Annotated in this window: 11 protein-coding genes; 2 read left to right on the forward strand and 9 right to left on the reverse strand. The window is 71.7% G+C overall.

The features are described from left to right. Window positions 1-241 precede the first annotated feature (241 nt). From P2P98_RS02860 to P2P98_RS02875, 4 genes are all read right to left on the reverse strand, one after another. Window positions 242-1,615, reverse strand: a complete 1,374-nt coding sequence (locus P2P98_RS02860; RefSeq protein ID WP_275797031.1) for an FAD-dependent oxidoreductase — start codon at window positions 1,613-1,615, stop codon at window positions 242-244. A gap of 38 nt (window positions 1,616-1,653) precedes the next feature. Further along, window positions 1,654-2,715 (reverse strand): polyprenyl synthetase family protein, encoded by a 1,062-nt coding sequence (locus tag P2P98_RS02865; RefSeq protein ID WP_275797033.1) that lies wholly within the window; start codon window positions 2,713-2,715, stop codon window positions 1,654-1,656. 108 nt (window positions 2,716-2,823) lie between these two features. Further along, window positions 2,824-3,540, reverse strand: a complete 717-nt coding sequence (locus P2P98_RS02870) for a demethylmenaquinone methyltransferase (protein ID WP_058596862.1) — start codon at window positions 3,538-3,540, stop codon at window positions 2,824-2,826. A 9-nt stretch (window positions 3,541-3,549) separates the two neighbouring features. Beyond that, on the reverse strand, window positions 3,550-4,113 hold the full coding sequence (locus tag P2P98_RS02875; protein WP_275797035.1) for a DUF402 domain-containing protein: 564 nt from the start codon (window positions 4,111-4,113) through the stop codon (window positions 3,550-3,552). A gap of 245 nt (window positions 4,114-4,358) precedes the next feature. Between P2P98_RS02875 and P2P98_RS02880 the strand changes: the two genes are divergently transcribed. Beyond that, window positions 4,359-5,573 carry an isochorismate synthase gene (locus P2P98_RS02880; RefSeq protein ID WP_275797049.1) on the forward strand — a complete coding sequence of 405 codons (1,215 nt, stop codon included), beginning with the start codon at window positions 4,359-4,361 and terminating at the stop codon, window positions 5,571-5,573. Window positions 5,574-5,586: 13 nt separating this feature from the next. Here P2P98_RS02880 and P2P98_RS02885 read toward each other — a convergent pair whose 3' ends face one another. From P2P98_RS02885 to P2P98_RS02895, 3 genes are all read right to left on the reverse strand, one after another. Further along, window positions 5,587-6,444: a polyphosphate kinase 2 family protein gene (locus tag P2P98_RS02885; RefSeq protein WP_275797037.1), complete on the reverse strand. Its 858-nt coding sequence runs from the start codon at window positions 6,442-6,444 to the stop codon at window positions 5,587-5,589. Window positions 6,445-6,527: 83 nt separating this feature from the next. Next, the gene (menD, locus tag P2P98_RS02890) at window positions 6,528-8,321 is read right to left on the reverse strand and encodes a 2-succinyl-5-enolpyruvyl-6-hydroxy-3-cyclohexene-1-carboxylic-acid synthase (protein WP_275797039.1); all 1,794 of its coding nucleotides are present in this window, start codon (window positions 8,319-8,321) and stop codon (window positions 6,528-6,530) included. 3 nt (window positions 8,322-8,324) lie between these two features. Continuing rightward, the gene (locus tag P2P98_RS02895; RefSeq protein WP_275797041.1) at window positions 8,325-8,729 is read right to left on the reverse strand and encodes a PLD nuclease N-terminal domain-containing protein; all 405 of its coding nucleotides are present in this window, start codon (window positions 8,727-8,729) and stop codon (window positions 8,325-8,327) included. A 74-nt stretch (window positions 8,730-8,803) separates the two neighbouring features. On the opposite strand from P2P98_RS02895, the gene P2P98_RS02900 reads away from it, so the two are divergent. Then, window positions 8,804-9,142: a DUF4229 domain-containing protein gene (locus tag P2P98_RS02900; protein ID WP_275797043.1), complete on the forward strand. Its 339-nt coding sequence runs from the start codon at window positions 8,804-8,806 to the stop codon at window positions 9,140-9,142. 72 nt (window positions 9,143-9,214) lie between these two features. On the opposite strand, the gene P2P98_RS02905 is transcribed toward P2P98_RS02900, so the two are convergent. Next, window positions 9,215-10,186, reverse strand: coding sequence for a 1,4-dihydroxy-2-naphthoate polyprenyltransferase (locus P2P98_RS02905; RefSeq protein WP_275797045.1), 972 nt, complete (start codon window positions 10,184-10,186; stop codon window positions 9,215-9,217). 6 nt (window positions 10,187-10,192) lie between these two features. Then, on the reverse strand, window positions 10,193-10,616 hold a 424-nt coding region (locus P2P98_RS02910), incomplete at its 5' end, for a class I adenylate-forming enzyme family protein (protein ID WP_275797047.1).

The following is a 10,616-nucleotide window of genomic DNA, read 5'->3' on the forward strand; positions in this document are numbered from 1 at the left end:
CACGTTCGGGGCAACGTTCCGGCGCCATCGACCAGCAGGTGCATCGACCGAGATTGCGAGTTCCGTTCGGTGGATGAACGTACGTCGCCGGCGCCACGCTACCGGGGCTGACGGGGTGCGAACACCCATCACGGAGGGGAGCTATACCTGCATCCTGGGGATTTCACCCTGTGGCGCGGCACGCGCGCGCGAACGACGAACCGCCCCGTCCGGAGACGGGGCGGCTCTTCGAGAACGCGGGTTACTCGCCGCGCGAGATCGCGATCATCTCGTCGCGCGGAACGACCTTGATGCGGGCGCGCTCGTGCGGCGCGCCGAGGGCGATCTCATGCTCGTCGAGGCGATGCCAGCCGTCGAGGTCGGTCCACCGGACGCCGCGCTCCTCGAGCAGGGCGGGGATCGCCTCTTCCTCGGGGTGCGCGGGACGCCACCACTCGCTCTGGTCGTTGATGACGTGGCGCACCGTCTCCATGGCATCCGACTTCGTGTGTCCGATGAGGCCGACGGGGCCGCGCTTGATCCAGCCCGTCGCGTAGACGCCGGGGATGCGCTCGTTCGACTCGGCCGACAGCACCTGGCCCTCGTGGTTGGGGATCACGCCGTGGCGCTCGTCGAACGGGATGTCCTTCAGCGGAGAACCGAAGTAGCCGACCGCGCGGTAGATCGCCTGGATCGGCACTTCGCGGATCTCGCCGGTGCCGACGACGCCGCCCTCGGCGTCGGGCCTCGTGCGCTCGTACCGGAATGCGGCGACGCGGCCCTCGGCATCCTTCACGACCTCGACGGGCTTGGCCCAGAAGTGCAGGTGCAGGCGACGCGATGCCTCTCCCCCGGCGTTGTTCACGCCCGGGCGGGTGCGCCACTCTTGCAGCACACGGTCGATGACCTTGACCTGCTTGTTCGTCTGGATCGCGGCGAGCGAGGCCTCGTCGTAGTCGAAGTCCTCGTCGTAGACGACCATGTCGACGTCGCGCAGCTCGCCGAGCTCACGGAGCTCGAGCGGGGTGAACTTCACCTGCGCGGGACCGCGGCGGCCGAAGACGTGGACGTCGGTGACGGGCGAGGCCTTCAGCCCCTGGTACACGTTGTCGGGAACCTCGGTGGGCAGCAGGTCGTCGGCGTGCTTGGCGAGCATGCGCGTGATGTCGAGGGCGACGTTGCCGTTGCCGATGACGGCGACCGACTCGGCCTCGAGCGGCCACTCGCGCGGCACGTCGGGGTGACCGTCGAACCAGCTGACGAAGTCGGCCGCGCCGTACGAGCCGTGCGCGTCGATGCCCGGGATGTCCAGGTCGGCGTCGCGGATCGCGCCGGTCGAGAAGATCACCGCGTTGTAGTGCTGCTTGAGGTCGTCGAGCGTGATGTCCTCGCCGAAGCGGACGTTGCCGAAGATGCGGATGTCGCCGCGGTCGAGCACCTCGCGCAGCGCCGTGATGACGCCCTTGATGCGCGGGTGGTCGGGGGCCACGCCGTAACGGACCAGACCGTAGGGAGCCGGAAGCTGCTCGAACAGGTCGATCGAGACGTCGAACTGACGCTCGGCTTTCAGCAGGATGTCGGCGGCGTAGATGCCGGCGGGGCCGGCTCCGACGATGGCGAGGCGCAGCTTCGTCATGGGGTCCTCTCGATCGGGATCGGGGGGTGGTGGAAAAGTCAGGCCGAGCGATCGGCGACCGCGCGGGCGAAGCGCGTCAGCGCCTCGCGCACGGCGCCGTCGGGCAGCGGCGCGAGGGCGTCGATCGCCTCTTGCGACCATTGGTGCGCGAGGCGGAGCGTCTCGTGCGTCGTGTCGTGATCGCGCAGCTCGGCGAGCGGAGCGTCGAGGATCGCCGGGTCGGCGCCGGCCACGATGCGCTCCTGCCCCTCGTCGATGCGCGTGCGCAGATCGGCGGACGCGGCGTCGGAGCGGTGCCCGAGCAGCAGGTACGGCATCGTCGGCACGCCCGCGCGCAGGTCGGTGCCGGGCACCTTGCCCGTTTCGGACGCGTCCGGCGAGAGGTCGATCACATCGTCGAGAAGCTGGAAAGCGACGCCCGCCTTCTCGCCGAAGACCACCATGGGCTCTTCGAACTCTTCGGGGGCGCCGGAGTAGATGACGCCGCACTGCGCAGCCGCGGCGATGAGCGAACCGGTCTTGTCGGCAAGCACCTTCAGGTAGAAGTCGACGGGCTCGTCGCCCTCCGCAGGGCCCACGGTCTCATGCATCTGCCCGAGCACGAGCCGCTCGAAGGTGTCAGCCTGGAGCTGGATGGCCCGCTCGCCGCGCCGGGCCATGAGCTGGCTCGCGCGAGAGAACAGCAGGTCACCGGTGAGGATCGCGATGTTGTTGCCCCACACCGTCTGGGCGCTCGGCACCCCGCGGCGCTTGTCGGCACCGTCCATGACGTCGTCGTGGTACAGCGAGCCGAGGTGCGTCAGCTCGAGAGCAGTGGCGACCTCGATGACCTCGGGCGTCGTTCCGCGCCCGAGTTGCGCCGTGAGGATCGCCAGCATCGGCCGGACGCGCTTGCCACCGGCCTCGTACAGGTACCGGGCGGTGACGTCGGCGAGGCGATCGGCGCTGCGCACCTCTTCTTCGAGCGTGCCCTCGACGCGCGCGAGACCCGCCTCGACGGTCGACAGCAGGGTGCGCGAACGCAGTCCGGCGAAGATGCGGTCACTCAGGCCCAGCTTGCCCGACAGGCGGGTGCTGGCCGCGGGCAGTCTCGGGGTCACGGTTTCAGCCTATCCTGGCGCGCTCGCGCCGTCCCTCGGCTATCTCGACGGTTGACAGGCTTCGGCGGAGCGAGGTCGGACGTGCGGCGGTCGGTCGCGTCGCGCGCATCACGCGGGACGGATGCCGCGATGCAGAGCGACGATGCCGAACGACAGGTTGCGGTAGGCCACGGCATCCCAGCCCGCGTCGCGCATCCAGCTGGCGAGCGTCGGCTGGTCGGGCCAGTCGCGAATGGACTCGTTGAGGTAGTCGTATGCCTCGGCGTTCGAGCTGACCGCGCGTGCGGCGATCGGCAGGACGCGGTCGTTGTAGAAGCGGTAGAGGCCGTTGAACGCGCGGGACGGCGGGTGCGAGAACTCGCACACCACGATCCGGCCACCGGGACGGGTCACCCGGAGCAGCTCGCGCAGAGCGCGCCGCGGATCATTGACGTTGCGCAGCCCGAACGACATCGTGACCGCGTCGAACTCCTCGTCGTGGAACGGCAGGTCGGTGGCATCCGCCTGCACGAACTCGAGGTTCGGCACGTTTCCGTGACGACGGCGTCCCTCGGCGATCATCCCTCTCGAGAAGTCCGCCGCGACGACGTGCGCACCGCTGGGGACGAACGCCATCGACGAGGTCCCGGTGCCCGCGGCGAGATCGAGGATGCGCTCGCCCCGCTTCGGCGCGACGGCCCGCAGGGTCGCGGCGCGCCAGAAGCGGTCGTTGCCGAGACTCAGCACCGTGTTGGTGCGGTCGTAGGCGGGGGCCACCTGGTCGAACATCCCGCTGACACGCTGCGGGTCCTTGCCGAGGTCGGCGCGGTTGGGGTCGCTGCTCACCCGTCGAGTCTAGGCGGGCGGACGCGCCGGGTCTTCGGGGCTTGCGAGCGCGGCCAGACGCGTGAGCCACGGGCCGGTGACGGCGTCCGAGAACGGCGCGATGCCCTCGCGCACGCGGTGCTCGAGCTCGACGGCGGTGGCCTCGAGGTGCGCGACGATGTCGCCGGGATAGCCGTACTGCACGCGGTGCTCGTCCCATTCGTCGCGATCGTCGATCCACGTGCCGCGACCGTCGGTGCGGCGGACGACGTCGAGATCCATGTCGATGCCGCCGGGCACCCCGTCGTCGCTCCACCGGACGTCCCACGCGAGGTCGATGTACACGGCCACCGGGTGCGGGGCGGCGTTGTGGGTGAAGGCCCAGTCACCGCTCGGGGGAACCAGCGTGACGTTGGGCTGGCGGCACACGAACTCGGCCCCGGGGCGGGCGCTGCGCCAGCCCACCTGCTGGCCGAACCAATCGCCCCAGTCGTCGGAGCCGAGGTAGACGCTGTCTTGCACCCAGTGGGGCGAACCGTCCCACTTGCGCCAGCGGAACATCAGGCGCGTGCCGGGAGCGGGACGGGAGGACATGTCGCGAGTCTAAAACGGGCCACCGACAGCCGGGCGCATCCCGCGGCACAGCGCGCCCCCGACACAACCGGCGACCCGCGGTCTCACGCGGTCAGCGGCGACGAGCCCGCAGATCTCCTGCGTTATGTCGACGGCGAACGGATGCCGAGAGCCCCGCCGAGAGCGGGTCTACGCTCGAGAACGTGATCGAACCCGCGGATGACGCCGTGCCGCGCCTGCGCGTGGTGACGCGCGAGCTGCCCCCGATGGACGATGTGCTCGCGTACACCACCCCCTACGACCCGCTCTTCTGGAGTCGTCGCGGGGAGTCCCTCGCCGCGTTCGGTGACCTGCTCACCCTGCGCTATCACGGCGCACGCCCGGGCGACGCGAGCGTCGCCGACCGGTGGCGCGCGATCGCGGCGGCCGCCGAGGTCGACGACCCCGTGCAGCTCCCCGGCACGGGACTCGTGGCGTTCGGATCGTTCGTCTTCGACCCCCGCTCCGAGCGCGAGAGCGTGCTGCGCGTCCCCGGAACGATCGTCGGCCGCCACAGCGGGCGTGCGTGGGTCACGCGTCTCGCGTTCGACGACACCCCCGACGAGCCCGAACCCGAGCTGCCACCCCGGTCCCCGTTCGGACCGCACTGGTCGGCGACCCTCGGCCCGGGCCGCCAGACCGCCGAGGCGTATCAGGATGCCGTCCGCCTCGGCGTCGAGGCGATCCACGCCGGCGAGGTGGGCAAGGTCGTCCTCGCGCGCGACATCGCCGGAACCATTCCCGCGGGCTCCGACCTCCGCCGTCTCGTGCGGTCGCTGCACGAGGGGTATCCGGACTGCTGGATCTTCGCGGTCGACGGGCTGATCGGCGCGAGTCCCGAAACCCTCGTGACCGTGTCGGGCGGAACGGTGACCGCGCGCGTCCTCGCCGGGACCGTGGCCCGCGGAGCCGACGCCGACACCGATGCCGCGGCATCCCTCGCTCTGTCCCAGAGCACGAAGGACCACGAGGAGCACCGGTTCGCCGTGCAGAGCGTGCTCACGGCGCTCCGTCCGCACACCTCGGCGCTCGCGGCGGCCGAGCAGCCCTTCACCCTCAAGCTGCCCAACGTGTGGCACCTCGCCACCGACGTCGAGGGCGTGCTCAGCGAGGCGGCGTCGTCGCTCGATCTCGTGGGCGTGCTGCACCCCACCGCGGCCGTGGCGGGAACGCCGACGAACGCGGCGATCGACGTGATCCGCCGCCTCGAGCCGTTCGACCGTGGGCGCTACGCCGGGGCCGTCGGCTGGATCGGCGCCTCGGGCGACGGCGAGTGGGCGATCGCGCTGCGGTGCGCCCAGATCGATCGCGCCGAGCCCTCGTCCCCGACCGCGCCGATCACCGCCTACGCGGGGGCGGGGATCGTCGCGGACAGCATCCCGGAGTCGGAGCTGCTCGAGACGCGCGTGAAGTTCCGGCCCATCGTGGACGCACTCGCCTGAGCCGGGTTCCGGGTCAGGATGCCGCGAGGCGGCGCTTCTCTTCGTCGACGTCGTAATCGGCCGCCGGCCACCGCGGGTCGATGTCGGTGAGGGCGTCGATGAGCAGGCGCTGCACCGCTAAGCGCGCGTACCACTTCCGGTCGGCGGGGATCACGTGCCACGGCGCGAGCGGCGTCGACGTGCGCTCGATCGCCGCCTGGTAGGCGTCCATGTAGTCGTCCCAGAGCTCGCGCTCGTCGACGTCGGACGGGTTGTACTTCCAGTGCTTGTCGGGCCGCTCGAGACGCTCGGCGAGACGCGCGCGCTGCTCGTCCTTCGAGATGTGCAGCATGACCTTGACGAGCCGGATGCCGAGATCCGCCGCCTCGGCCTCGAATCCGACGATCGCACCGTACCGGCGTTCGATCTCGTCCGCCGGGGCGAGCTGGCGGACACGACCGATCAGCACGTCTTCGTAGTGTGAGCGATCGAAGACGCCGATCCGGCCGGCATCCGGAAGCCGCTTACGGATGCGCCACAGGAAATCGTGCGAGAGCTCTTCGGCGGTCGGTTTCTTGAACGACGCGAGCTCGACACCCTGAGGGTCGACGGAGCCGACGACGTGTCGCACGATGCCGCCCTTGCCGGCGGTGTCCATGGCCTGCAGCACGAGCAGGACGGAACCGGTCGCCGTGCCGGCGACACTCTGGGCGAACAGACGCTCTTGCAGACCCGAGAGCGGGGCGATCCCGGCCTCGAGATCGGCTTGGCCGTCGGCCTTCTTCCCGTCATACCCGGGGGTGGCTCGGGTGTCGATGTCGGCGAGGCGGAATCCCGGGGCGACGCTCAACGCCTCGGACGCGGGAACCGACCATCTTTCGCTCGTGCTCATCCCGTCATCGTGGCGCGAACCACCGACATCGCGCCACGCCTTGACGCGAAGGCGATCCTGCGAGGGGTCAGCGCGGCAGGAGCTCAGCGCGGCAGCGGGACCTCGATCAGCTGCCGCCCGCCGCCCGGGGCCGTGAGCACCTGGTCGAGGGCGACGCGCGTGGTGACGCGGTGGTACTCCCAGCCGAACGCGAGGGCGAGCTGTTCGAGGCGTGCCGTCTGCGGGGTGTACTGGACGCGTTCCATCGCGTCGGCACCGGCCACGGCGGCGACCTCGAGGCCGTCGAAGATCGTGCCCCCGCCGTCGTTGCCGACGACGACCTGCAGGCGGGGCTCCTCCTCGCCCGGGGGCAGCAGGAGCGCGCCGAGATCGTGGAGGAACGCGAGGTCGCCCAGCAGCACGCGGGTCACGCCGGGGCGCTCCTCGATCTGACTCGCCAGCGCGATCCCGGTGGCCGTGGCGATCGTACCGTCGATGCCGGCGAGTCCGCGATTCGCATGCACCGACACCTTCTTGCCGCTCAGCAGCTCGTCGGCGACGCGCACCAGGCGGGACGATCCGAACATCAGCCGATCGTGCGGCCACGTCGCCCGCCACAGCGCATCCACCAGAGCGGCGCGGTCGAGCGGGGCGCGGATGACCTCGACCTCGGCGTTGATAGCACCGAGGCGTTCGTGCGGCACGGCCGAGGCGAGACCGTCGGCGTCCGGGGCGGGCGGAGACAGGTCGACCGCCGCCTCGCGCGACGCGCGCATCCACGCGCCGAGCCACGCGCGGTCGATCTCGCCGCCCGCGACGCGGATGGCATCCACTCCCTGGGTCGTCCCGTTGAGGTTGACCGGCTCGCCGGGCCCGCGCACCGCGATCACCTCGACGTCTTCGCGTCCGAGGAGTGTCGCGACCTCGCGGCTGAGGGTTGGATGACCGAGCACCACCGCGCGCTCGATGCGGCCGCCGAGCTCGGGGTCACGCAGCAGCGCGCGATACCCGTGCACGACCTGGCGCCCGAACCGTGCCCCGCTGACGATCTCGGCCACGAGCGGGAAGCCGCCGCGGTGAGCGAGCTCTTCGGCGGCCGGCCCGGCGTCGGCACCGGCGACGACGATCGTGCGCGGGCCGAGCTCGAGCGGGAACGCGGCCTCGGTCTCGGGGGCGACGTCCGCGACCCCGATGCCGCCTCCGCCCTGGTAAAGAGCACCGGATGCCTCGGCCTCGCCGTCGCTCTCGAGGTCGACGGGCGGGGCCACCGGCCGCGCGGTGGCGCGCTCGAGCAGCCACTCCGGAGCGGCGCCCGCGAGCGGTTCACGCAGCGGAACATTGAGGTGGACCGGGCCCGCCGCGCGCGCTCCTTCGCCGAGGGAAGCGGCGAGCGCCGTCGCGGCGACCGCGTCGAACTCGGCGGTCTGTTCGGCGGTGCCGTCGTGGTCGACGGCCTCGGGGACGGGAAGGTCGGCCTCGAAGCGTGCGGCCGCGCGGAACAGCCCGGGCTGGCGGGTGGTCTGGTTCGCGCCGACGCCGCGGAGCTCGGGTGGACGGTCGGCCGTGAGCAGGAGGAGCGGCACACCGGCGTGGTGGGCTTCGAGGGCCGCGGGCAGCAGGTTGGCGACCGCGGTGCCGGAGGTGCAGACGACGACGGCGGGCATGCCGGTCTCGCGGCCGACGCCGAGCGCGGTGAATCCGGCCACGCGTTCGTCGATGCGCACGTGCAGGTGCACGAGGCCCGCCCGCTCGAGGTCGGCTGCCACGAGGGCCAGGGCCTGAGAGCGCGAACCGGGGCTGACGACCACGTGCCGGACCCCGCGGGCGACGAGGCCGGCGAGGAGGGCGGATGCCGCGTCGGTCGCGGGCACCGCGGCGCGCTCGATGGGCGTGCTCACGGGTCAGCTGACGGCGCCGCGCTGTCCGCGGGCATCGTCGTCGCCGGGGTCGTCCCGGGTCTCCGGGCGTGCATCGCGCGGGTCGTCGGCTTCGGAGTCGAGCTGTGCCAGCTCTTCTTCGAGGCGGCGGATGCGCTCGTCCTGGTCGGCGCGGGCGGCGGACGAGAGGCGTCCCAAGAACTCGGGGTCGTCGTCCGGCGCGCGCCGCAGCGCGGGGGCACCCGCGCGACCGCGGCCGACGAGGAACCACAGGATGCCGCCGAGCACGGGCAGCAGGATGACGATGACCATCCAGGCGCCCTTGCTGACCCCGCGGTGTCGCGTCGCGGGCTGCACCGCGCAGTCGACGATCGTGTAGACCCAGAAGGCGGTCGCCACGAGCGCCAGTACCAGAAGCAGCCGTGCCATGGACCGATTCTACGTGCGTCGGCTGGACACGGGCCGGGCGCCGCCGAGCCCGTGCCCCGCCGTAGAATGGGAGAATGCGTGCTCGCTCGGCCCTCGTCTACACGGTCCTGCGATTGCTCGCGTTCCTCGTGCCGCTCGGCATCCTGCTGCTGTTCCCGGTGTTCCAAGAACTCCCCTGGCTCGCCGCCGTCTTCGCCGCGTTGATCGGGCTCAGCCTCTCGCTGCTCTTCCTCCGCCGCCCGCTCGACCAGGTGACCGGCGGACTCGCCGAACGTCGCGCCGCTCGCGCCACGGCGGGTCGCCGCTCGGGTGCCGAAGCCGACGCCGATGCGGAGGACGCGGTCGTCGACGCCGCGTCGCCCGAGACCGACGCGGCGGCAGAACCGACGAAGCCCGACGCGTCCGAGCGCTGAGCCCCGCCCGGCTCCGCTGCTCGCACGAAGCCCGACGCGTCCGGCCGATGAGCCCCGTCCCGGCTCCTCGACTCAGGCGACGAAGGCCCAGAACAGCAGTGCGCCGTACGCCACTGACGTGAAACTCGTGACCTGCAGCGCGGTGATCAGCTCGCGCGGCGTGCGGTAGGTCCACACGATCAGCACGGACGACAGCGCGCCGAGAAGGGCGATCAGCGTCAGCCAGGCGACGGGGTAGAACAGGGCGAGGAACGCCGAGATCCCGAACGGGACGAGCACGAACACCGTGAACAGCACCTGCGTCGCGCGGCGACCGATCAGCACCGAGAGCGTGCGCTTGCCGGCGAGACGGTCCTGATCGATGTCGCGCAGGTTGTTGGCCAGCAGCACCGCGCACGCGAGGAGCCCCGCAGCCACCGCGCCGAACCACGCCTCCTGCGGGATCTCCTGCACCTGCACCCAGGTGGTGCCGAGGGTCGCGACCAGGCCGAAGAACACGAAGACGAACAGCTCGCCCATCGCGTTGTACCCGTAGGGACGCTTGCCTCCCGTGTAGAACCAGGCGGCCACGATGCACGCCGCGCCGACCGCGATCAGCCACCACTGGCCCGTGCGCACGACGATCGCGAGGCCCACGAGCGCGGCGAGCGCGAAGAACGCGAGCGCGACGATCAGCACGGTGCGCGGCTTCGCCTTCTTGCCGCCGGTCAGACGCCCGGGTCCCACGCGGACGTCATCGGTCCCGCGGATGCCGTCGCTGTAGTCGTTCGCGTAGTTCACGCCGATCTGGAGCGCGAACGCGACCGCGAGACACGCGAGGGCGATCACCCCGTGGAGCTGGTCGTCGACCAGCGTCGCGGCTCCCGTGCCGATCAGCACCGGAGTGATCGCGAGCGGCAGCGTCCGCAGCCGAGCGGCGGCGATCCAGTCGCGCGCGGTGGCGGGGATCACGGCCTGCGGCGCCCCGCTCTTGTGCTTCTGCGGATTGCCGCGCGGACGACGCTTCGGGGCGGGACGCGAACGCTTACGAGACTGTGCTGCCACGGAGGGTCATCCTAAGCCCGCGCCACCGAACCGCCGCGCCAACGCCGCCCGGTCGGGCTTGCCCGACGACAGAGTCGGCAGCTCGTCGACCGCGATGACACGCGCCGGTCGCGCCACCGGCCCCACCTGGTCGGCTACGGCGTCACGCACGCGAGCGAGCGTGTCGGCCTCGGCGTCGGGCGCGAGCCGCGGGACGATCACCGCGGACCCCTGCCCCCAGGTGGCATCCGGGATCGCGATGACCACCGCCGATTCCAGACCCCGGATGCCGCGCACCGCCGCCTCGACCCGGTCGAGCGACACGTTGACCCCGCCCGAGACGATGACGTTGTCGAGACGGCCGGTCACGCGCAGCACGCCGTCGACGAGCTCTCCCCCGTCGCCCGTGCGGTACCACCGCCGGCCGGCCTCGTCGGTCGGGAAGACGGAT

The organism is Microbacterium sp. Kw_RZR3 (assembly GCF_029222405.1).
Classification (GTDB): Bacteria; Actinomycetota; Actinomycetes; order Actinomycetales; family Microbacteriaceae; genus Microbacterium.

Coding starts and splice junctions, on each gene's coding strand:
- P2P98_RS02885 (WP_275797037.1), bottom strand. CDS start 6,444: ATGAGCACGAGCGAAAGATGGTCGGTTCCCGCGTCCGAGGCGTTGAGC.
- P2P98_RS02860 (WP_275797031.1), bottom strand. CDS start 1,615: ATGACGAAGCTGCGCCTCGCCATCGTCGGAGCCGGCCCCGCCGGCATC.
- P2P98_RS02900 (WP_275797043.1), top strand. CDS start 8,804: ATGCGTGCTCGCTCGGCCCTCGTCTACACGGTCCTGCGATTGCTCGCG.
- P2P98_RS02875 (WP_275797035.1), bottom strand. CDS start 4,113: ATGTCCTCCCGTCCCGCTCCCGGCACGCGCCTGATGTTCCGCTGGCGC.
- P2P98_RS02880 (WP_275797049.1), top strand. CDS start 4,359: ATGGACGATGTGCTCGCGTACACCACCCCCTACGACCCGCTCTTCTGG.
- P2P98_RS02895 (WP_275797041.1), bottom strand. CDS start 8,729: ATGGCACGGCTGCTTCTGGTACTGGCGCTCGTGGCGACCGCCTTCTGG.